General features: G+C 67.8%; 24 protein-coding genes and 1 tRNA gene. 10 read left to right on the top strand and 15 right to left on the bottom strand.

What is annotated here, in order from left to right:
• Positions 1 to 3: 3 nt before the first annotated feature.
• On the bottom strand, positions 4 to 1,629 hold the full coding sequence (locus tag A37U_RS0131500) for an amidohydrolase (RefSeq protein WP_020500667.1): 1,626 nt from the start codon (positions 1,627 to 1,629) through the stop codon (positions 4 to 6).
• A 194-nt stretch (positions 1,630 to 1,823) separates the two neighbouring features.
• Here A37U_RS0131500 and A37U_RS0131495 point away from each other — a divergent pair, with 194 nt between their 5' ends.
• The 6 genes from A37U_RS0131495 to A37U_RS48755 all read left to right on the top strand — a co-directional run bounded on the left by A37U_RS0131495 (position 1,824) and on the right by A37U_RS48755 (position 6,893).
• Entirely contained in the window at positions 1,824 to 2,486 is a 663-nt protein-coding gene (locus tag A37U_RS0131495; protein WP_020500666.1) for a rhomboid family intramembrane serine protease, read from the top strand.
• 35 nt (positions 2,487 to 2,521) lie between these two features.
• The gene (murI, locus tag A37U_RS0131490; protein WP_026197799.1) at positions 2,522 to 3,319 is read left to right on the top strand and encodes a glutamate racemase; all 798 of its coding nucleotides are present in this window, start codon (positions 2,522 to 2,524) and stop codon (positions 3,317 to 3,319) included.
• Between the two features lie 69 nt (positions 3,320 to 3,388).
• Positions 3,389 to 4,159 carry an MBL fold metallo-hydrolase gene (locus A37U_RS46325; protein ID WP_040589127.1) on the top strand — a complete coding sequence of 257 codons (771 nt, stop codon included), beginning with the start codon at positions 3,389 to 3,391 and terminating at the stop codon, positions 4,157 to 4,159.
• Positions 4,160 to 4,168: 9 nt separating this feature from the next.
• The gene (gene rph / locus A37U_RS0131480; protein ID WP_020500663.1) at positions 4,169 to 4,954 is read left to right on the top strand and encodes a ribonuclease PH; all 786 of its coding nucleotides are present in this window, start codon (positions 4,169 to 4,171) and stop codon (positions 4,952 to 4,954) included.
• Positions 4,951 to 5,559: an RdgB/HAM1 family non-canonical purine NTP pyrophosphatase gene (rdgB, locus tag A37U_RS0131475; protein ID WP_020500662.1), complete on the top strand. Its 609-nt coding sequence runs from the start codon at positions 4,951 to 4,953 to the stop codon at positions 5,557 to 5,559. Before rph ends, rdgB begins: the two co-directional genes overlap by 4 nt.
• A gap of 65 nt (positions 5,560 to 5,624) precedes the next feature.
• Positions 5,625 to 6,893 carry a pentapeptide repeat-containing protein gene (locus A37U_RS48755; RefSeq protein ID WP_157183135.1) on the top strand — a complete coding sequence of 423 codons (1,269 nt, stop codon included), beginning with the start codon at positions 5,625 to 5,627 and terminating at the stop codon, positions 6,891 to 6,893.
• A 130-nt stretch (positions 6,894 to 7,023) separates the two neighbouring features.
• Here A37U_RS48755 and bcp read toward each other — a convergent pair whose 3' ends face one another.
• The 4 genes from bcp to A37U_RS0131450 all read right to left on the bottom strand — a co-directional run bounded on the left by bcp (position 7,024) and on the right by A37U_RS0131450 (position 8,511).
• Complete coding sequence (gene bcp, locus A37U_RS0131465) at positions 7,024 to 7,491, bottom strand: thioredoxin-dependent thiol peroxidase (protein ID WP_020500660.1); 468 nt, start codon at positions 7,489 to 7,491, stop codon at positions 7,024 to 7,026.
• Positions 7,492 to 7,510: 19 nt separating this feature from the next.
• Positions 7,511 to 7,672 (bottom strand): hypothetical protein, encoded by a 162-nt coding sequence (locus tag A37U_RS51125; protein WP_020500659.1) that lies wholly within the window; start codon positions 7,670 to 7,672, stop codon positions 7,511 to 7,513.
• Complete coding sequence (locus tag A37U_RS0131455; RefSeq protein ID WP_020500658.1) at positions 7,663 to 8,082, bottom strand: hypothetical protein; 420 nt, start codon at positions 8,080 to 8,082, stop codon at positions 7,663 to 7,665. Before A37U_RS0131455 ends, A37U_RS51125 begins: the two co-directional genes overlap by 10 nt.
• Positions 8,083 to 8,437: 355 nt before the next feature.
• Positions 8,438 to 8,511: transfer RNA gene (locus A37U_RS0131450), tRNA-Leu, on the bottom strand.
• A gap of 93 nt (positions 8,512 to 8,604) precedes the next feature.
• On the opposite strand from A37U_RS0131450, the gene A37U_RS0131445 reads away from it, so the two are divergent.
• Positions 8,605 to 8,826: a DUF3618 domain-containing protein gene (locus A37U_RS0131445; protein ID WP_020500657.1), complete on the top strand. Its 222-nt coding sequence runs from the start codon at positions 8,605 to 8,607 to the stop codon at positions 8,824 to 8,826.
• Positions 8,827 to 8,829: 3 nt separating this feature from the next.
• Here the strand turns inward: A37U_RS0131445 and A37U_RS49200 are convergent, their stop codons facing one another.
• Positions 8,830 to 9,249, bottom strand: a complete 420-nt coding sequence (locus tag A37U_RS49200) for a hypothetical protein (protein WP_040589256.1) — start codon at positions 9,247 to 9,249, stop codon at positions 8,830 to 8,832.
• Positions 9,250 to 9,328: 79 nt separating this feature from the next.
• Complete coding sequence (locus A37U_RS0131435; RefSeq protein WP_020500655.1) at positions 9,329 to 9,922, bottom strand: TetR/AcrR family transcriptional regulator; 594 nt, start codon at positions 9,920 to 9,922, stop codon at positions 9,329 to 9,331.
• A 143-nt stretch (positions 9,923 to 10,065) separates the two neighbouring features.
• On the opposite strand from A37U_RS0131435, the gene A37U_RS0131430 reads away from it, so the two are divergent.
• Positions 10,066 to 11,589 (top strand): flavin-containing monooxygenase, encoded by a 1,524-nt coding sequence (locus A37U_RS0131430; protein ID WP_020500654.1) that lies wholly within the window; start codon positions 10,066 to 10,068, stop codon positions 11,587 to 11,589.
• Positions 11,590 to 11,676: 87 nt separating this feature from the next.
• Here the strand turns inward: A37U_RS0131430 and A37U_RS0131425 are convergent, their stop codons facing one another.
• Positions 11,677 to 12,174, bottom strand: a complete 498-nt coding sequence (locus A37U_RS0131425) for a helix-turn-helix domain-containing protein (protein ID WP_026197797.1) — start codon at positions 12,172 to 12,174, stop codon at positions 11,677 to 11,679.
• A 154-nt stretch (positions 12,175 to 12,328) separates the two neighbouring features.
• The gene (locus A37U_RS46310; RefSeq protein WP_020500652.1) at positions 12,329 to 14,074 is read right to left on the bottom strand and encodes an LCP family protein; all 1,746 of its coding nucleotides are present in this window, start codon (positions 14,072 to 14,074) and stop codon (positions 12,329 to 12,331) included.
• 433 nt (positions 14,075 to 14,507) lie between these two features.
• On the opposite strand from A37U_RS46310, the gene A37U_RS0131415 reads away from it, so the two are divergent.
• A complete protein-coding gene (locus tag A37U_RS0131415; RefSeq protein WP_020500651.1) occupies positions 14,508 to 14,939 on the top strand; it encodes an uL11 family ribosomal protein in 432 nt (143 codons plus the stop codon).
• Between the two features lie 64 nt (positions 14,940 to 15,003).
• Here the strand turns inward: A37U_RS0131415 and A37U_RS0131410 are convergent, their stop codons facing one another.
• The 6 genes from A37U_RS0131410 to ku form a co-directional block, all read right to left on the bottom strand.
• Positions 15,004 to 17,100, bottom strand: a complete 2,097-nt coding sequence (locus A37U_RS0131410) for a heavy metal translocating P-type ATPase (RefSeq protein ID WP_063712864.1) — start codon at positions 17,098 to 17,100, stop codon at positions 15,004 to 15,006.
• A gap of 36 nt (positions 17,101 to 17,136) precedes the next feature.
• On the bottom strand, positions 17,137 to 17,343 hold the full coding sequence (locus A37U_RS0131405) for a heavy-metal-associated domain-containing protein (protein WP_020500649.1): 207 nt from the start codon (positions 17,341 to 17,343) through the stop codon (positions 17,137 to 17,139).
• A gap of 24 nt (positions 17,344 to 17,367) precedes the next feature.
• Complete coding sequence (locus tag A37U_RS0131400; protein ID WP_020500648.1) at positions 17,368 to 17,664, bottom strand: metal-sensitive transcriptional regulator; 297 nt, start codon at positions 17,662 to 17,664, stop codon at positions 17,368 to 17,370.
• Positions 17,665 to 17,728: 64 nt separating this feature from the next.
• Positions 17,729 to 18,589: a sigma-70 family RNA polymerase sigma factor gene (locus A37U_RS0131395; RefSeq protein WP_040589125.1), complete on the bottom strand. Its 861-nt coding sequence runs from the start codon at positions 18,587 to 18,589 to the stop codon at positions 17,729 to 17,731.
• Entirely contained in the window at positions 18,573 to 19,145 is a 573-nt protein-coding gene (locus tag A37U_RS0131390) for a carboxymuconolactone decarboxylase family protein (RefSeq protein ID WP_020500646.1), read from the bottom strand. Before A37U_RS0131390 ends, A37U_RS0131395 begins: the two co-directional genes overlap by 17 nt.
• 70 nt (positions 19,146 to 19,215) lie before the next feature.
• Complete coding sequence (ku, locus tag A37U_RS0131385) at positions 19,216 to 20,010, bottom strand: non-homologous end joining protein Ku (protein WP_020500645.1); 795 nt, start codon at positions 20,008 to 20,010, stop codon at positions 19,216 to 19,218.
• Positions 20,011 to 20,109: 99 nt separating this feature from the next.
• Here ku and ligD point away from each other — a divergent pair, with 99 nt between their 5' ends.
• Positions 20,110 to 20,997, top strand: coding sequence for a non-homologous end-joining DNA ligase (gene ligD, locus A37U_RS0131380; RefSeq protein WP_020500644.1), 888 nt, complete (start codon positions 20,110 to 20,112; stop codon positions 20,995 to 20,997).
• Positions 20,998 to 21,014 lie beyond the last annotated feature (17 nt).

The following is a 21,014-nucleotide window of genomic DNA, read 5'->3' as shown; positions in this document are numbered from 1 at the left end:
TGCCTATTCGCCGTCCGCGGCCCAGACCCGTTCGCCGCCGACCCAGGTCTGGCGCACCGGGATCTCGGAGAGCTCGTCCGGATCCACCTGCGCCGGATCCGCGTCGAGCACCACGAAATCGGCGAGCTGGCCCTCCGCGAGCTTGCCCTTGGTGTGTTCCTCGGCCGAGCTGTACGCCGCGCCCGTGGTGAACAGGGCAAGTGCCTCGGTGGCCGAAATCCGTTGCGAGGGACCGAATTCGGCGCCGGTCCGGTCCTTGCGGGCCACGCAGCTGCGCATCGCGAACAGCGGTTCGTAGGGCCCGCACGGGTAGTCGGAGGAACCGGCGACGGGCACCCCGGCATCGAGCAGCGCGCGGTGGGCGAACATCCGCTCACGGCGCTCGGGCTCGTAGTAGGCGCGCAGCTTGTCCCCGTGCGCGAGCGCGTACTCGGCGAACGGCACCGCGACCGCGCCGAGAGCGGCCATCCGTTTGATCACCTCGGTGTTGAGCACGCTGGTGTGTTCCAGCCGGTGGCGCACATCCGCGCGCGGGTTCGCCTGCTGCGCGGCCTCGATGGCGTCCAGCACATAGCGCACCGCGCGGTCCCCGTTGGCGTGCACCGCGACCCGCCAGCCCGCATCGTGCACGGTGCGTACGACCTCGTTCATCTCCTCGGGCTCCATGCGCGCGATCCCGTTGCCCGTCGCGCCGATCACCGGTTCCTCGACGAGGCACATGCCGCCGTTGACCGCGCCGTCCGCGAAGGTCTTGATCCCGCCGAGGCGCAGCCGGGTCACCGCGTCCGGTGCGGGGCGTTCGAGCGCGCGGAAGTAGTCGAAGTGGTCGTAGGAGGCCAGCGCGTTGACCCGCAGCGTGAGCCGCCCGCTGCGTTCCACGGCATCGAGCAGTTCCCAGCTCTTAGGGGCGACAAGGGCGTCACCGGCCGAGGTGATCCCGGCCGCGTGCAGCCGCATCGCGAAATCGCAGAACGCCTGCTGCAGGTCGGCCGGTTCGGGCTGGGGCACGATCGTCTCGCGCTTGGTGAACGCGGGGAAGGCGAGGTCGTAGAGCACCTGGTCGTGCATGACCCCGTTCAGTTCGCCATCGGCACCGACGCCGAGTTCTCCACCGGGCGGGGCGTCCTCGGGCCGCTGCAGTCCGGCCAGCCGGAGGCCCGCGGTGTTCACCGTGCCTGCGTGCAGGGTCACGCTCACCACGAGTGCCGGGTGTTCCGGGCAGGCACGGTCCAGCTCGGCGCGGGTGAGCTCGACGCCGCCGCCCGAGCGGTAGTGGTCGTATCCGGAACCGATCACCCACTGGCCTTTCGGGGTGTGCGCGGCCCGTTCGGCGAGCGCGGCGATCAGCTGCTCGGTATCGCGGATGCGGTCGGGGGAGAGGTCGACCTGCAGGGTCTGCTCGGCGCAGATCGTCGGGTGCTGGTGCGCGTCGTTGAACCCGGGAACCACCGTGGCCGCGCCGAAATCGTGCACCCGCGCCCCGGGGAAGGACTCCCGCAACTCGGCGAGTTCCCCGGTGGCGAGGATCCGCTCGCCGGAGTACGCGAAGGCCCGCGCGGGCTCACCGGTCATGGTGTGGATGTGGGCAGCGGTGACGATCTGCGGTTCGCCGCTGAGCCGTTCGGTCACGAGAGCGGCTCCTTTCCGAGCATCGTAGGGCCGCCTGCGGCCCAAGGCGCGCAGGAAAGGGCCGATCGGGTCGGCAGGGTCACGGAAACTCTCCCTCGGGTTGTCGCGATTGAGGGCATCCTCGCACGCGAACCCTGGGGAATCCCAGGGTTCTCCCCGAGCCGATGGACCATTCACGGGGCTACCGTGGAGACATGACCACGCAGCCCGCTCCGGTACCGGCCACGAGCAACTCGCTGACCAAACGCGTCCTGCCCGCCTCCCCGGTGCGCGCGGGCCTGGTGATCGTCTCGTTCACCGCGGCGCTTTACCTGATCTCGCTGGTGAACTGGCTCGGCTTCCACTGGGATCTGCGTCAGTACGGGATCGATGCGCGGTCGCTTTCCGGGCTGCCGGGCATCGTGTGGGCACCACTTCTGCATGGTGGCTGGGCGCACCTGTTCGGTAACACGATCCCGGTGCTGATCTTCGGGTTCCTCGCCATGGCGGTGGGGATCGGGCCGTGGATCGCCTCCACCGTACTGATCTGGCTGGTCAGCGGGATCGGGGTATGGCTGACCGGCAGCGGGGTGACCATCGGCGCCTCCGGGATCGCCTTCGGCTGGCTGGCCTTCCTGCTCGTGCGCGGGCTGTTCAACCGCAGCTTCGGGCAGATCATCGTGGCGATCGTGCTGTTGTTCTTCTGGGGCTCCACTCTTTTCGGGCTCATCCCCGGGCTGAATCCCGGCATCTCCTGGCAGGCGCACCTGTTCGGCGCGCTCGGCGGGGTGCTGGCCGCCTGGCTCGCGGCCAAGGCAGCGAAAGCGGGCAAGCGTAAGAGCGAGGAAAGCGCGCCGACTACCATCAGTACTCCGTGAGCGGGCTTGCGAGCGAACCGACGACACAGCAGCACGTGAGCACGAGCTCCTCGCCCATCGGCGTCTTCGATTCCGGCGTCGGTGGGCTCACGGTCGCCAGGGCGATCATGGACCAGCTGCCCGGCGAATCGATCCGCTACATCGGGGACACCGCGGTGGCCCCGTATGGCCCGCTGCCGATCGCCACGGTGCGGGCCCGCGCGCTCGAACTGATGGACGCGCTCGTGGCCGACGGGGTGAAGATGCTGGTCATCGCCTGCAACACGGCCTCGGCGGCCTGTCTGCGGGATGCGCGGGAACGCTATGACATCCCGGTCATCGAGGTGGTGCTTCCCGCGGTACGCCGCGCGGTGAACACCACGCGCAGCGGGCGGGTCGGGGTGATCGGCACCGAGGGGACCGTGCGGTCGCGCGCTTACCAGGACGCCTTCGTCGCTGCCAGCGGGCTCACCGTCACCAGTGCCGCCTGCCCGCGGTTCGTCGACTTCGTGGAGCGCGGTATCACCTCCGGTCGGCAGGTGCTCGGCCTCGCCCAGGGATACCTGGAACCACTGCAGCGCGCCGGTGTGGACACCCTGGTGCTCGGTTGCACGCACTATCCGCTGCTCACCGGGGTACTGCAGATCGCGATGGGGGACTCGGTCACGCTCGTCTCCAGCGCCGAGGAGACCACCAAGGATGTGGTGCGCGTGCTCACCGAGACCGAGCTCGCCGCGCCGGAGGACCAGCCACCGGAGCACGTCGTGCTCGCCACCGGCGACCAGGGCGCCTTCGACAAGCTGGCCGCCCGGCTTTTAGGACACCGTCTCGGCCCCGACCTGGGACACAGCTAGCTGGATCACGGTGTGGTCCGTACCGCTCGCCCTTTTGATGCCCCTCCGTAGTATGTAACGCTGCACAATGTGCAGCTGACGGTCTTGGGATGCTCGGGTAGTTTCGCCGGGCCAGGCGCGCCCGCTTCCGGGTATCTCGTCGAGGCCGAGGGGTATCGGCTGGTCATGGATCTGGGCAACGGGACCCTCTCGGTGCTCTCCGCCCTGCTCGACCCGTTCGCCATCGACGCGCTGCTGCTCTCGCACCTGCATCCGGACCACTGCGCGGACTTCACCTCGCTGATCGTGCACCGGCGGTTCCACCCCGAGCCGCCCTTCGACCCGAGGCGGCACAAACTCGACGTGTACGCCCCCGCCGAGGCGCCGAGCCGGTTGGCCGCGGCGCACGCCCCTTGTGCGAAGGAGCTCGCCGAGACCGACCTCGGTGACGTGTTCGCCTTCCATTCGCTGGCCGCGCAGACCCTGCACCTGGGTCCCTTCGAGGTCACCGTGTTCCCGGTGCTGCACGTGTGCCAGGCCTTCGGTTTCCGGATCCGGCACGGCGACACCGTGCTGGCTTATACCGGGGACACCGCCATGACCCCGGCACTGGAGGAACTGGCCGCGGACGCGGACGCGCTGCTGTGCGAGGCCTCCTGGACCCACGGCCCGGATCGCCCGCCCGCGCTGCACCTTTCCGGGCGCGAGGCGGGTGAGCTGGCCGCGCGGGCCGGGGCCAAGCGGCTGCTGCTGACCCACATCCCGCCGTGGACCGATCCCGGCGCGGTGATCGCCGAGGCCAAGGAGTCGTACGGGGCCCGCCCAACGGTGGTCAGCAGCGGCTCGAGGTATGCCATATAGGGTGTTCGCGTGGCTCGCACCGATGGCAGAAACGATGACCAGCTTCGGGACATCAAACTCACCCGGGGCTTCCAGGACTGGCCCGCCGGCTCGGTACTCGTCGAGTTCGGCAACACCCGCGTGCTGTGCGCCGCGAGTGTCACCGAAGGGGTCCCGCGCTGGCGCACCGGCTCCGGGCTCGGCTGGGTGACCGCCGAGTACGCGATGCTCCCCTCCGCGACGCACACCCGCGGCGACCGCGAATCCGTCAAGGGCAAGATCGGCGGGCGCACCCACGAGATCTCCCGGCTCGTCGGCCGATCGCTGCGCGCCTGCATCGACCTCGCCGCGCTCGGCGAGAACACCATCGTGATCGACTGCGACGTCCTGCAGGCCGACGGCGGAACCCGGACCGCGGCGATCACCGGTGGCTACGTCGCCCTGCACGACGCCGTCACCTGGCTGCGCGCCGCCGGAGCGCTCGCCGACCCGAAACCGCTTTCCTGCGCCGTCTCCGCGATCAGTGTCGGCGTGGTCGACGGGCGGGTCCGGCTCGACCTGCCCTACGAGGAAGACTCGCGCGCCGAGGTCGACATGAACGTGGTCGCCACCGACGCGGGCACCCTCGTCGAGGTGCAGGGCACCGGGGAGGGCGCCACCTTCCCCCGCTCCACCCTCGACAAGATGCTCGACCTGGCCACCGCGGGCTGCGACGAGCTCTGCAAGATCCAGGCCGCCGCGCTCGAGGCGCCCTACCCCGGCGAACTGCCCGAGCCCCCGGCGAACAAATCCGGTGGGAAGGGCAAGGGCAAATGAGCACCTTGCTGATCGCCACGCGCAACCAGCACAAGCGCGTCGAGCTCGAACGCATCCTCGCCGCCGCGGGAATCGGACTCGAGCTGCTCGACCTCAACTCCGTCCCGCCCTTCGACGAGGCCCCCGAGACTGCACCGGATTTCGAGGGGAACGCCCTCGACAAAGCACGCGATGCGGTGCGCGCCACCGGTCTCGCCGCGGTCGCCGACGACTCCGGGCTCGCCGTGGACGCGCTCAACGGCATGCCCGGTGTGCTGTCCGCGCGCTGGTCCGGGCAACACGGCCAGGACAAGACCAACCTCGAACTGCTGCTCGCCCAGGTTCGCGACGTTCCCGAGGAACGGCTCGGCGCAGCGTTCGTCAGCGCCGCGGCCCTGGTCCGGCCGGATGGTCAGGAAACCGTCGTACGCGGTACCTGGCCCGGCCGCCTCGTGCGCGAACCTCGTGGCACCAACGGGTTCGGCTACGACCCGATCTTCGCCCCGCTCGAGGAACCCGGGTACACCGCGGCGGAACTGTCCGATGAACGCAAGGACGAGCTCTCGCACCGCGGGCGCGCACTGCGTGAACTGCTCCCTGCGCTGCGCACCTTCGCCGAGTCCTGAGCGGGGTGGCTTTGCCGGCTGAGGAGCCGCACTCGACTGACTCGCATACGGTGACCGGTCGGTCGTTGTTGCTGGTCACCTGTGCGGCGGTGCTGCTGACGATCGCGGTCGGCGGCGGCTTGGTGTGGTGGATCGAAGCGAGCTGGTTGCCCGCTGACCGGCGAATGTCGGGCGTGCTGGACGCCGTGAAAATCGGCCTCAGTGTCGGTGCAGGTAGCGGTGGCGTGTTCGCCCTCTACCTCGCTTGGCGACGCCAGCGCGCGATCGAGGCCGACCACGACCGGCAGGAACGTGCTCTGGCCCAGCAACGTTCGGCAGCGGCCGCCACCGAACGTGACGCCGAAGCGCGACGAATCAATGAGCTCTATACCAGTGCCGTGGATCAGATCGGATCCGACAAAGCAGCAGTACGGCTTGGTGGGATCTACGCACTCGAGCGGTTGGCGCAGGAGATCACCGGGCAGCGAAAGACCATCGTCAACGTGCTGTGCGCCTACCTGCGGATGCCATACGATCCTGATGGGGCAGCCGGTGAGAGACAGGTACGGATCGCGGCGCAACGAGTGCTCGCCAAACACCTCTCACCTGGGTCGGAATTCTGGCCAGAGATGTCCCTCGATCTCGACGGTGCGACCCTCATCGACTTCACGTTGAGTGGCTGTGAGCTGGCTGATGCTTCGTTCGTGGACGCGCAGTTTGTCGGCGATTGTGTTTTCGATGGTACTGAGTTCGCTGGAGACATCCGATTCGATGAGGCCGAATTCCATGGCTCCAGTTCCTTCGCGAGAGCAGAATTCAGGTACTCAGTTCTGTTTAATAACACGAAATTTAACGGCACTACGGGTTTTTCTGGATGCGAATTCCATTCGTGCTCCTTTGGGGGTGCGGTGTTTCTGGATTATGCCAACTTCAGTGGAGATGGCTCTAAGACGGTGACGCGTTTCCGGGGGATCGCTGATTTTAGTCGCGCTGATTTTGGTGGGCACGCTGTGTTCTGGGATTCCGATTTTCGATACGATGCCCGCTTCAGTAATGCGACGATGCGTGGAATATCGGACTTCAGCGGAACGGTATTTCATGCCAATGCGTTCTTCGACAACGTGATGTTTACCCATGAATCGCGGTTCCGTCGGACAACATTCCATGCTGGCGAATCAGGGAACGCGGTAGCGGTGTTCGGACACAGTCTGTTCAGGAGGGGCGCCGACTTCGACAACGCTGTCTTCCATGCGGCCGCGCAGTTCGAACAGACTGTTTTCTACCGTGGCGGGTCGTTCAACGGGGCGACATTCGACCGTGAGGTCCCGGAGAACATCAGGGCGTTTCTGCCGTGATGGCGAGCTCCCGCTCGGATTCCGGTCACCGCAGTTGAGTACCGGTGGGCTCGCGTTGCTCGGTGTTGCCCGTGCTGACCACGGCCATCTACGTGAGCGGACGCGAGCCCCCGCACAGAAGCTGTCCGGTCTAGACGCCGAGATCCTTGATCAGCCGGGCGACATGGCCCGTCGCGCGCACGTTGTACAGCGCGCGTTCGATGCGGCCCTGCTCGTCGACCACGAAGGTCGAGCGGATGACGCCCTGCACGACCTTGCCGTAGTTCTTCTTCTCGCCGAACGCGCCCCATGCGGTCATCATGGATTTGTCCACATCGGAGAGCAGCGGGAAGGTCAGGTTCTCTTCGGCGATGAACGTGGCGAGCTTTTCCGGCTTGTCCGGGGAAACTCCGAGTACCGCGTACCCCGCCTCGTTCAGCAGGGCGAGATTTTCGGTGAAGTCGCACGCTTCCTTGGTGCAGCCCGGGGTGCTTGCCGCCGGGTAGCAGTAGACGATCACCTTGCCGCCCTTGTAGTCGGCGAGGGAGATCTGCTTCCCGGTCGAGTCCGGGAGGGTGAACGCGGGCGCTTGCTGGCCTTCTGACAACCGTTCCGTCATGGCGCCACGGTATCGGGTGTCACCGCGCGAACACGAGGAAGGCGAGCAATAGCCCCGCCCCGAGGAACCAGAGCACGGAAACGACGGCGAGATTGCGCCAATCCGAGCGGGTGCTCGTCTGTTCGCCGGGTTCGTACAGGCCCCGGGTCTCCAGCCAGCGAACCCAGCCGTTCACTCCCATGCGGGTGCCTGCTCCGGCAGGTTCGGGTCGATCGTGAGCGCGCAGTACTGCCAGGCGCGCGAGGCGATGTACTGCAGGCCGCTGCTGTCGAAGTCCATCAGCGGCGCCTTGCGCACGTGCGTCTTGCCCGCGATGCCCATCATGTCCGCGGCGGCCTGGTCCAGCGGCAGCCTGCCGACCATGCCCGCGGCCTTCTCGTAGACGTCGGCGCGTGCGTTGGCCAGCTGTTCGCCGTAGGTGTCGCTCTTCGCTTTCGCCTGCATGGCCGTGGCCCGTGCGGCCTGCGCGTACCCGTTGAACCGCTCGGCGAACTCGGTCGCGCTCAGGGCGGGTGTCGCATTCAGTACCGTTCCCGGTCCGGCCTCGGCCTCCCCGGGCACCGGATTCGATTGCTCGGCCGCGTTGTCCATGGGGGAACCCTACCGTCACCTTCGTGAAGTTCGAGCGTGCAGAGTGCAAGTTTACCCAGGTGATCTGGCGTTATGTCGGTACCCGGAGGCCAAAATTCCCCCGAATGGAGGCGTCACGAGTTGTGCGTGCTCCGCTACCGTAAGTCTTAGCCGTCGAACCCCAGCGGCGGCCTCCGCCCCCGCGCTCCCGGTGACCCCCAGGCTGGTTGAGCGCGGGGGCCCTTACTTGACCGACCCGACACCGCGCTGCTCGGAGCTCGCACCGTGGGGGATTTGGGGGACTCGGTCCCCCAACATCATCACCACCCGATCCTGGCGAAGCTGCGAGGCAGCGAGCGGAATCGGGCCGATCGGGTGAGCCCGGGGAGACTCGAACTCCCACTGTCATGGACCTAAACCATGTGCCTCTGCCAATTGGGCTACGGGCCCCAGCTCCGCGGGGAAGTCTACAGCGAGCCCCCGACTGCACTTCGCGGGTTCGGTGCTCTACGGTTGGCCAGCAGCAGGGTACGAGGAGGAACTGTGGCGCGGGACCCGGAGACGATTCAACACGAGATCGAGCAGGCGCGTGACGCGCTCGCGGGCACGCTCGACCAGCTGGGCGCGAAGGCGAATCCGCAGCGGCTCGCGGATACGGCCCGTTCGACGGTGCAGGCCAAGCTGGCGGAGCCGAAGGTGAAGTATGCGCTGATCGGCGCCGGAGCCCTGGTCGGGCTGCTCGTCCTGCGCAAGCTGTTCCGCTAGCGGCTATTTGGCCTCGGCGACGTCGGCCTCGGGTTCGGCGGCGGGAGCCGGTTCCGCACCGCTGTCCTCGGCGGTCGCCGATTCGGTCGCCGAAGCCTTCCCGTTGGCCTGTGCGGTGCCGTTGACCTGCGCGGGCGTGCTCTTTGCCGGTTCCGTTGCCGCCGGTTCCGCGGCTGTTCCCGTCCCGGTGCTCAGCCGTGCGTGCAGGTAGGCGTCGGTGAAGGCGAAGGCGTCGCCGTCGAGCAGGTGCACGACGGTTTTTTCCTCCTCGCCCGCGGCGAGTTTCTCCACCAGCTGGTCGGCCTTGTCCCGTGCGGCGATCAGTCCGGTCGCGCTGGCGCTGAGTTCCTCCTCGGCGCGGGTCGCGGTGAGTTTCCAGTCGTCGCCGTCACGTGTGTAGTTGATCGTGATCGGTTCCTGCATCGCTGCCTCCCGTTCCTGCCTTCGGTGGCCGCCCTTCCCGAACGGTTCACCGAGGACCACATCACTCCCAACGGGTAATCTACGCGTTCTGGGCGTCCCCGCGAAACTCGGCGAGCATGCCGTACCAGCACGCACGCATGATGTATTCGGCCGCCTGCACCGGAGTGACCTCGTCGCGGTGCTCACACCAGGTGGCGAGCCGTTCACAGGCGCCGACCAGGATCTCGGCCGCGGCCTCCCTGGACTTCTCGTCCACGGTGGGGGCGAAGCCCTGCATGAGCGCGGTCATGAGGTTGGTCTGCTGCTGGCGGGTCTGTTCGACCTCGGAGCCTGCCGAGTTGGCCATCAGCGCGCCCTCGTTGCGCAGCAGTGACCAGGACTGGCGGTGGCTCGTGATGAACTCGAAGAATGCGACGAGCCCTTTGCGCAGGGCGTCCTCGATGTCGATCGCCCCGAGCACGGCCTCCTCGGTGCTGCGGCGCAGTTCGGCGCGCGCCTGCCGGATGGTGCCGATGAGCAGGCCTTCCTTGGAGCCGAAGTATTCGTAGAGCATCGGCTTGGACACACCGACCCGCTCGGCGATCTCGTCCATCGAGGTGGCCACGAACCCGCGCGCGGCGAAGATCTCCTCCGCGACGGTGAGCATCTGCCGCTCGCGCTCGGCTCGGGGCATGCGTTTGCGGACTGGTGCCTGTTCGTTTCCGGTGGCCGTCACGGGGTTCAGTCTACGCGAATCCGCGATCAAATCTACCATCGGTAACCTACTTGTAGTAACATCATCGCAGGACGCCATTCGAGCACGGCAGGAGCACAGGCATGGCTGAACCGACAAGTCAGGCGATCGCCAAGGTGGCGATCATCGGCAGCGGATTTTCCGGCCTCGGCATGGGCATCAGGCTCAAGCAGGACGGCATCGAGGACTTCGTGATCCTGGAGAAGGCCAAGGATGTCGGCGGCACCTGGCGGGACAACACCTACCCGGGCTGCGCCTGCGACATTCAGTCACACATGTACTCGTTCTCGTTCGAGCAGAACCCGGACTGGAGCCGCTCCTACTCACCGCAGCCGGAAATCTGGGAGTACCTGCGCGGGGTGGCCCGCAAACACGATCTGTACCGGCACATGCGCTACGGGGTCGAGGTGAAGACGGCCCGCTGGGACGAGGAGCGCAGCTTCTGGCGCATCTACGACGCCGAGGGTACCGAGTACCGCGCGCAGTTCCTGGTCTCCGGGATCGGGGCGCTGCACGTTCCGAACGTGCCCGCGCTGCCCGGGATCGAACGCTTCGAGGGGACCGCTTTCCACTCCGCGGAGTGGGACCACGACTTCGACCTGCGGGGCAAGAAGGTCGCGGTGGTCGGGACCGGTGCCTCCGCGGTGCAGTTCGTGCCGCAGATCGCGCCCGAGGTGGCGAAGCTGGAGCTGTTCCAGCGCACCCCGCCGTGGATCATGCCCAAGGGTGACTACGACATGCCCGGCTGGGCACGGCAGGCGTTCAAACGGATCCCGTTCGCCCAGACCCTCTACCGCGACTTCCTGTACTGGATCAACGAGATGCGCGCGATCGGGTTCAACGGGCAGTCGTGGCTGATGCGGCTCGCCGAGCAGGTGGCACGCAAGCACATGGCTGCGAGCATCAAGGACCGGGAACTGCGCCGCAAGCTCACCCCGGACTACACCATGGGCTGCAAGCGGGTGCTCAAGTCCAATGACTACTACCCGGCCCTGAACCGGGACAACGTCGACGTGATCACCGACGGGATCGCCGAGGTGCGGGAGCATTCGGTGGTGGACTCGGTCGGGGTGGAACACGAGGTCGACGCGATCATCTACGGCACCGGATTCCACGTGACCGACTCGCTCGAATACCTGGACGTGATCGGGCGCGAGGGCCAGCGGCTGGACAAGACCTGGCAGGAGAGCGGGATCCAGACCCACAACGGGATCGCGGTCGCCGGGTTCCCGAACCTGTTCTTCCTGCTCGGGCCGAACACCGGGCTGGGACACAACTCGGTGGTGTTCATGATCGAGCAGCAGATGCGCTACGTCGGCGAGGCGATTCAGCTGGTCGACAAGGGCAAGGCGGGCGCCATCGAGGTGCGCAAGTCCGTGCAGGACCGGTTCAACCAGGATGTGCAGCAGCAGCTGGAGAACGGCGTGTGGTCGACCGGTGGCTGCACGAGTTGGTACCTGGACAGCATGGGGGTGAACCGCACCGTCTGGCCCGGGTTCACCTTCAACTACTGGCGCCGGACCCGGCGGATCGCTCCCGCCGAGTTCGCGCTGCTCGGCCGCAGTCCTCGGTTGGCGAAGGACGAGGATCTGGTCGGGGCGGGCTGAGCTGGCGGGTTTGTCGAGTCGGGCGTGATCCCACCCCGCGGGGGATCGCGCCCGACTCGTTGTGCGGGAGGTTCGGCTGCGGGAGGGTCAGCGTGGGGTGAATCCGCTTTGTTCGGTGGGGCGGTTGGTGAACGGGCGTAGTTTGCTGACCAGTTCGACGGTGTCCAGTCCGCACAGCGCGGCGAGTTGCTCGAGTGCGGGGAGATCGAGCGCGATCTCCTGGGTCGCCCCGACCTCACCGAGCCGGTCGCGCGCCCATCGGCGGAAGGGGCGCAGTTCCGGCTGGTCGTCCTTGGCTACCTTGCCGAGGTCGATCTTGACCTTGCCGGACCGGTCGTTGCCGAAGACGCGGTCGTGCACGCGCGCGAGTACCTCATGCGGGTGATGCTCGAGCGCTATGCACAGTTCGACGAGGCGAATGACGGTGCATTGGCGCGTGCCGAGCTCGTAGGTGGCCAGCGTCTGCAGCGATACCTCCGAGGGCATCCGCTCTTGCAGGTCTTTGCGTGTCCAGCCGCGCTGCCGACGAATGCGACGCAGCTCGTCGCCGAGGGCGCGCTGGTAGCTGGCGATGTCCATCTCCACGGTTTCGGTGTCCTCCGCCGATTCGTTGCGACCGGGCAGGCTGCCCGCTCCCCGGTGGGACGACGTTGCAGGGCCACCGTGACGCGGGTTTGCGTCATTCAACGGGTGGTGCATATCACCCGATAGTGTTAGTACGGTCGACAATACCCCGCGGTCAGTCCACGCAGGTCGTTCCGTTGGCCGTGATCGGCGGCATCGGCGGGGTCGGTTTGGCCTGGGAATCGTTCGAGGCGGAGCTGCTCGACGAGGAAGAACTGCTGGACGAGGAGCTGTCCGAGGAGGATCCGGAGGAGCTGCTCGTGGAGGAGCCGTCGCTGGCTCCGGGCCCGTCGTAATTGTTGCCGAGGAAGACACGCACGGTGTTGTCCGGCAGCGAGGTGTCCTGCTCGAGGGTGTAATGCCCGCCGAGCGTGGTGCGGACGCTTTCGGCGGCCGACCGGCCACCGCTCGGGTAGCGGATCACCGTGCTCGAGCGGCTGCTCGAGTTGCCGGTGCCACCGCTGGTGAAGCCCTTCTTGCCGAGCGCGTCGAGTACGGCGCCGGCCAGGCCGGAGGAGCCCGTGCCGTTGCGCACATCCACGGTGGTCCCCTTGTTGTCCGCCTGGCCGGGGGGAGCCGCGGCGGAGGACTTCGGGGCGGCGGGCTTTTCGCCGACCTGGCCCCGGATGAACTCGTTCACCTCTTGCGGGTCGACCTTGACGGCCTCCCCGTCGGTGTCGGTCTTCATCGCGAGGCTTTCCACCGGAATGGTGGAGAAGGTCATCGCGCCGCCGGTGAGGTTCTGCATCTGCTGGGCGAAGCCGGTGACATCCCAGCCCTGGTCGATCACCAGCGATTTGCTCACCGCGCCGATGAGGTTGTTCAGCGCGCCGGGGTCGGTCAGGGTGCCCGCGGAGAGGATCTTGTGCGCCATCCCGGCGAGGAACGCCTGCTGACGGCGGTTGCGCTGCAGGTCGGTCGAGCCGCCGGGAATGTTGTGCCGTTGCCGGACGAAGGCGAGTGCCTTGGCGCCCTGCACGGTCTGCTCGCCCTTCGCGAAGACCGCGCCGGAGTACTGCTTGTCGTTGACGGCCTGTTTGAGGCAGACCGGCACGCCGCCGATGGCCTTGGAGATGTCGTAGAAACCGGCCAGGTTGACCTGGGCGAAGTGGTCGATGCCCATTCCGGTGAGCTGTTCGACCGTCTTGATGGTGAGTTTCTCGCCCGCCTGGTTGGACTTGACCTCGAGCTCACGCGGGTCCTTGATGCCCTGCTGCTGCAGCTTCGTGAACTCGTCGTTCTTGGCCCTGCCGAACGCGGAGTTGATCTTGTGCTTCCCGTGGCCGGGGATCTGCACGTAGGAGTCGCGCGGGATGGAGACCGCCGTCGCCTTGCGCCCGTCGTTCGGGATGTGCACCAGGATCAGGGTGTCGGTGTTGATCTCGCCGTCCGCGGATCCCGCGTGCAGCCGGTCGAGCAGGTCCTTCGGCAGCGGGTTGCCCTGGGCGTCGGTCCGCGAGTCCATCCCGATCAGCAGGATGTCCATCGACCCGTCCGGTGCCTTCTGCCCGCCGATGTCCGCGGTGGTCAGCGAGTTGTTCAGCCGGGTGATCGTGACCCAGGCATAGGCGCTGACCGCGAACACGCAGAGCGAGAGAGCGGCGATGAGGACCTTGCTGACCAGGCCCATGCGGTGCCGGTTGCGCGCCCTGCGCCGGGCCGCGCTGGACCTCGGCTGACCGACCGGGCGAGTGGCCTGGGTGTGCGGGGTGGGCGAGGGGCGCTCGGTCTCGCCGCTGCGGGGTTTGGCTCCCTGCTGCCGCGTGGCCTGGGGCTTGGCGTTCTCGGCGCGGCGGCCGGACTGCGGCTGGCGCGCCGCCCGGGCCGGATCCTGGGCGGGCCTGCGGCCGGGTGGCGGCACGTCTCGGGATGTCGACGGGGCTCGCGGCGGTCGCCCATCGGGCTCGCCGGAGCGGCGTCGCCAGTCCTCCACGCCCATAACCTCCAGGTCGTCCTGCTGCTCGCCTACGGGTGCCGCTTGCGAAACCGCTCACCAGTAGACGCATGACCACTCACGCGGGTTGCGCGGCGAGTCACATGTCACCTAATCGTCATAGCCGTTTGCTTGTTCCGATACTCAGATCGGCTTACGCAAACGCCACCATGATGCACGATCGTGATTATCCCGTCCCCGGCCCGTGCGATCGGGCCGCCGCGCCGGGAGACCGGGAGGTGCTGTGAGCCGGTCATCGGCCGTCACGTACACTGGTTGCTCGGGCCTGCACGTGCCCGCACGCGGGGGATTATTGACACTGAATGAGACAGCGACATTGAAGGGCTAAGGGGTCAGGCGAATGCCTCCAAAGCAGAAGATCACGTTCGAGGCGACCCTCGAGCTCGAGGCGGGCAACGCCGCGATGGTCGACCTCGGGAAGATGCTCGGTCCGACCGGTGTGAACACGCGTGGCGTGAAGGTCGAGTACGACGAGGCGACCTCGGGCAGCCGCGGTGACATCGTGCCCGTCGTGATCACGGTCTTCGAGGACCGTAGCTACCAGCTGCGCTACAAGACCCCGCCGACGAGTTTCCTCATCCGCAAGGAGCTCGGCCTCAAGGGCGGCGGGCAGACGCCGGGCCGTGGCGCCCCGGCCGCTTCGATCACCCAGGATCAGCTGCGCTCGATCGCCGAGCGCAAGATGCCCGACCTGAACACGGAGACCGTGGACCAGGCCGTCAAGGTGGTCGCCGGTTCCGCGCGCTCCATGGGCGTCAAGGTCGCCGACTGAGCACAGCCAGACACGGAAAGGCCCCGGACTGTTCGGTCCGGGGCCTTTCGCTGTTGGGGAACCGCTAGCTGAACCGGCGCAGCCGCAGGCTGTTCGTCACGACGAACACGCTGGAGAACGCCATCGCCGCGCCCGCGATCATCGGGTTGAGCAGTCCGAGCGCCGCGATCGGCAGCGCGCAGATGTTGTAGGCGAACGCCCAGAACAGGTTGCCCTTGATGATCGCGAGGGTGCGCCGGGCGAGCCGGATCGCGTCCGCCACCGCGCCGAGGTCCTCGCGCACGATCGTCAGGTCCGAGGCCTGGATGGCCGCATCGGTCCCGGTTCCGATCGCGAGCCCGAGATCGGCACCGGCGAGCGCGGCCGCGTCGTTGACCCCGTCACCGACCATGGCCACCGTGCGGCCCTGCTGCTGCAGTGCGCGCACCGTTTCCACCTTGCCCGCCGGGGTGACCTCGGCGATCACCTCGGGAATCCCGACCGTCGCGGCGACGGTGCGGGCCGCCCGCTCGTTGTCCCCGGTGAGCAACACGGGGGACAGGCCGAGCGCACGGAAGGACTCGATCGCACCGGCCGCTTCCGGGCGCACCGTGTCCGCCACGGTCACCACGCCGATCGCCTTGTCCTCCCTGGCCACGAGCACCGGGGTGTACCCGCTGGCCTGCGCGGCCGCCATGGCCTCACCGAGCTGCGCGGGGACCGTGATCTCGTGCTCGGCCAGCAGGGCGGGCCTGCCGACGAGCACCCGCTCACCGTCCACCGTCCCGCTGACCCCGAGCCCGTCGAGGCTGTGGAACCCGCCCGGTTCGGGCAGCTCACCGAACTCGCGGGTGGCGTGCTCGGCGATCGCGCGGGCGATCGGGTGCGCGCTGGAGTGCTCGACCGCGCCCGCGATACGCAGGGTCTCCCGCGCACCGCTGACCTCGACCACCCGCATCCGGCCCGTGGTGACCGTGCCCGTCTTGTCCAGCACGATCGTGTTCACGGCACGGGTGGATTCGAGCACCTGCGGACCCTTGATCAGGATCCCCAGCTGCGCGCCCCGGCCGGTGCCCGCCATCAGCGCGGTCGGCGTGGCGAGGCCGAGGGCGCACGGGCAGGCGATGATCAGCACGGCGACCGCGGCGGTGAACGCCTCGTCCACCGAACCGCCGAAGGCCAGCCACGCCGCGAGGGTGAGCAGCGCGAGCACGATCACGGCGGGCACGAACACCGCGGAGACCCGGTCGGCGAGCCGTTGCACCTTGGCCTTGCCCGCCTGCGCGTCGGCGACGAGCTTGGCCAGCTGCGCCAGCTGGGTGTCCGCGCCGACCACGGTGGCGCGCACGGTCAGCGTGCCCGAGGAGTTGATCGTCCCGCCGACCACCGAATCGCCCTCGGTGACCTCCACCGGGACCGATTCCCCGGTCAGCATGCTGGCGTCCACCGCGGAGGCTCCGGAGTGCACCACGCCGTCGGTGGCGACCTTCTCGCCCGGCCGGACGACGAACAGCTCACCGGCCCGCAGCGAGTCGATCGGGACCCGCTGCTCGGTACCTTCGCCGTCGTCGCTGCGCAGGACCGCTACATCCTTGGCGCCCAGTTCGAGTAGCGCCCGCAGCGCGGACCCGGCCCCGCTGCGCGCCCGGTGCTCGAGATACCGCCCGGTCAGGATGAACACGGTCACCCCGGCCGCGACCTCGAAGTAGTTCTCCGCGGCCCCGGTGAACAGGCCGACGACGGAGAACCCGTACGCGGCGAGCACCCCGACCGTGATCAGGGTGTCCATGGTGACGGCGGCGTGCCGGAGATTGGTGACCGTGGCGAGGTGGATCGGCCACGCGCCCCACACCACGACCGGGGTGGTCAGCGCGAACGCCAGCCAGGCCCAGCCGTCGAAGTGCAGCGCGTGCACCATGCCGAGTACGACCACCGGAATCGCGAACGCGGCGGAGACCGCGAGCCGCGACAGTGGGCCGTTGTCCGGCTTGTCCTCGGTTTCGCCCGCATCGAGGCTCGCCGAGTAACCGGTCTGTTCCACCGTCTCGATCAGCCGGTCCGGCCCGAGCGAGTCGGGGAAGCTGACCGTGGCCTTCTCGGTGGCGAAGTTCACCGTCGCCTGCACGCCGTCGAGCTTGTTGAGCTTGCGCTCGATTCGTGTCGAGCAGGATGCACAGGTCATCCCGCCGAGGGAGAGCTCGATCCGTTGCACGGCGGCTCACCCCTTGATGGAGTAGCCGGCCTCATCGATCGCGGCGGCGAGCGCGGAGTCGGCAACGGGTGCCTCGCTCGTCACGGTGACCGCGCCGGTCTCCAGGTTCACCTCGACGCCGGTGACGCCGGGAATCTCGGTGACCTCTTCGGTGACCGCGTTGACGCAGTGCTGGCAGCTCATCCCGGTGACGGTGATGGTTTGCTCGCTCATGAGAGTTCGTCCTTTCGGAAATTTCTAGGAACGGACGAGCCGGGCGATCGCGTCGTTGGCTTCGGCGATCTTCTCTTCGGCCTCGTCGCCGCCGTCCGAGATCGCGTCGCTGACGCAGTGGCGCAGGTGCTCGTCGAGCAGGGCGAGGGAAGCCGATTGCAGGGCACGTGTGGTTGCGGAGACCTGAGTGAGGACGTCGATGCAATACTTGTCCTCCTCGACCATGCGCGCGAGACCGCGGACCTGACCTTCGATGCGCTTGAGCCTGCGCAGGTGGGCGGCTTTGTTCTCGGCGTAGCCGGGGTGCTCGGTGGCTGCCATCGATACCTCCTGGGGGTATGTCCGTCATTACGAACATACCCCCAGGAGGTATGGGTTTGGCAAGTCAGATCGCTGTGATGTGGCGCAACTTGTCCGGGTTCCGGATCACGTTGATCTCGGTGACCCGGCCGTCGGCCACCTCGAAACAGGCCACGGTGTCGGGTTCGCCGCCCGCGCTGATCAGAATCCCGGGTGCCCCGTTCACCAGGACCCCGCTGACCACCGGAGACGGGGGAAGCTTCTGCCAGACGCCGAGGATGAAGCGGACGACCTTGTCGGCGCCGAGCACCGGGCGCAGCGCGGCCCTGCGCTTGCCGCCGCCGTCGCTGACGAGCGTGACATCCGGGGCGAGCACGCTCATCATCTCGGCGATGTCCCCGCCCGCGCTCGCGGTGAGGAACCGTTCGGTGAGTTCCTTGCGCTGCTGCTCGGCGGGTTCGTACCGGGGGCGGCGGGCCTGTACGTGCTCGTGGGCGCGATGGCCGAGCTGGCGCACGCTCGCCGCGGACCGGTCGAGCATGCCCGCGATCTCGGTGTAGCCGAAGCCGAATGCCTCGTGCAGCACGAACACCGCGCGCTCCAGCGGGGAAAGCGATTCGAGCACGACCATGATCGCCAGGGATACCGATTCGGCCAGTTCCACGCCGTCGGTGGCGTCCGGCGTGGTGACCAGGGGGTCGGGCAGCCAGGGACCGACGTAGGACTCCCTGGTGACCGCGGCCGAGCGCAGCCGGTTGATGGCCAGATTGGTGACCGTGCGCGCGAGGTAGGCCTTGGGATGCTCGACCGGCTCGGTGACCTTCGCCCACCGCAACCAGGCGTCCTGCACGATGTCCTCGGCATCCGCGACGCTGCCCAGCAGCCGGTAGGCGATGCCGAACAGCATCCCGCGGTGCTCTTCGAAGACGTCAGCCACGGGCTTCATCGTAGGCCGGGCGCACCGCGCAGTTGTCGGAGAACCCCTGGCCGGTCAGCCCGAGCGCGCTGTTCACTCGGGAGCGGAAGTTCTCCAATGCGACGATCGCGGTCAGCTCCACAAGGCCCGCCTCGCCGAGCAGGTCCTTGAGCCGCGCCGAAAGCCCATCGCCGACCTGCGGCGGGGTCGCGGTCATCGCTTCCGCGTACTCCAGCACGAGCAGTTCGAGCTCGGCGAACGCATCCCGGTTCGACCGCCAGTCCGCGATCTTGCGCAGCTTCTCGTTCGCGATGCCGAGCTCGGCGGCCTCCCAGTAGCCGAAGTCGATGCACCAGGCGCAGCCGATCCGGGCCGCGGACACCATCAGCGCCATGTGCTTGAGTTTCGGGTCGAGGGCGCGCCATTTGGTCACCCGCTGCTCGGTGATCAGCAGGGTGGACAGCACTCGCCGGTTGTGCGCGACGGCCTTGAGCGAATCGAACGCGCGGCCCGCCATGCGCGTGGTGTACCAGGTGCCGACGCGGTAGGCGAGGCTTCGGGGTGGGTCGAGGGAGATACGGGGCATGGCTGCGCTCCTTGCTCGGTTTCTGGCCGGTCGCCAGGGAAGACAAGCGGGGAGCGGGAAACGTGACAGGTTAGTCCTGATCGTCCTTCTTCTGCTGCTTGGCGGCGTCCACACTGGCCGAGAGCGCGGCCATGAGATCGACGACCTGTTCGGTCGGCTGCTGTTCGGTCTCGGTGACCTCGCGGCCCTCGATCTTGGCCTCGATCACCGCTTCGAGCGCCTCGCGGTAGGCATCGGTGTATTTGCGCGCGTCGAAGACCTCGTCGGCCATCGAGTCGATCAGCGAGCCGGCCATGGTCAGTTCCTGCGGGCGGATCTCCGGGGCCTGCTCGTTCAGGAAGTCGAACTCGGGTTTGCGCACCTCGTCCGGCCACAACATGGTGGAGAGCACCAGCACGTCCGCGTGCACCCGGAGCACGGCGAGTGATTCGCGGTTGCGGATGGCGATCTTCGCGATGGCGACCTGGCCGGATTTGTGCAGGGCGTCGCGCAGCAGCAGATAGGGCTTGATGCCCATCTTCTGCGGTTCGAGGTAGTAACTCTTGTCGAAGTAGATCGGGTCGATGGATTCGAGCGGGACGAACTCCACCACGTCGACCGCCTTGGTGGTGGGCACCGGAACCTTGGCCAGGTCCTCGTCGGTGAGCACGATCATCTGACCGTCCTCGGCCTCGTACCCCTTCGCGACCTCGCTGTAGGGCACCTCGGCCCCGTCGACCGAGCAGGTGCGCCGGTAGGAGATGCGCCCGCCGTCCGCGGCGTGCACCTGCCGGAACGAGGGTGTCTTGCTCTCGGTGGCCGCGTAGAGGTGCACCGGAATGGCGACCAGGCCGAACGAGACCGTGCCCTTCCACATCGACCGCATGGGGGTGCACCCGCCCTTCTCGCCTCGATGATCGTGCCCTTTCCTGCGAAACGATACCCTTTATCGCAGGTCAGCGCCGAGGGAAAAGGAGTTCGGGTAATGGGCTCGGAGCATATTCCGGTCTCCGTCGGCGGGCGTGTACTGCGCATTTCCAATCTCGACAAGGTGCTCTATCCGGACACCGGGTTCACCAAACGCGATGTGCTGGACTACTACGTCGCGGTGGCCGAGGCCCTGTTGCCACGGCTCGCCGAACGCCCGGTGACCCTGATGCGGTTCCCGGACGGCGCGGACCGGGAAGGCTTCTTCGAGAAGCACGCGGCACGCCACGCTCCCGAATGGGTACGCACCGCGCGGATCCCCACCCGCAGCGGTACGGCCGAGTACGTGTTCCTCGAGGAGCTGCCCGCCCTGGTCTGGGCCGCCAACCTCGCCGCGCTCGAACTGCATGTGCCGCAGTGGCGGATCGGGGAGGGCACGCGGCTGCCGGATCAGCTGGTGTTCGACCTCGATCCGGGCGCGCCCGCCGGCATCGTGGAGTGCTGCCGGGTCGCGGTGCTGCTACGCGACGCGCTGGCCGAGGACGGACTTTGCGCGTACCCGAAAACCAGCGGTTCCAAAGGGATGCAGCTCTATGTCCCGGTCACGGCCACCGAGGAGAAGCAGAGCTCGCGGTACGCGAAACGGCTCGCCGAACGCCTCGCGGGGCGCCATCCCGAGCTGATCACCGCGACCATGACCAAGGCGGTGCGCCCCGGGCGGGTGTTCATCGACTGGAGCCAGAACAATCCGGCCAAGACCACGATCGCGGCCTATTCGCTGCGCGCCCGCCCGGAACCCGCCGTGTCCACCCCGTTGCGCTGGACCGAGGTGGAACGTGGCGAACCGCTGGCATTCGGGCCGCGGCAGGTGCGCGAACGGCTCGCCGAACACGGGGACCTGCTGGCCGGAATGGGCGATTCCCGGGCCGCACTGCCTTCCGAGTAACACGGCGTTCGGATAGC

The sequence above is a fragment of the Sciscionella marina DSM 45152 genome (assembly GCF_000379465.1).
GTDB lineage: Bacteria > Actinomycetota > Actinomycetes > Mycobacteriales > Pseudonocardiaceae > Sciscionella > Sciscionella marina.
This window is presented reverse-complemented; position numbering and strand designations above follow the sequence as displayed.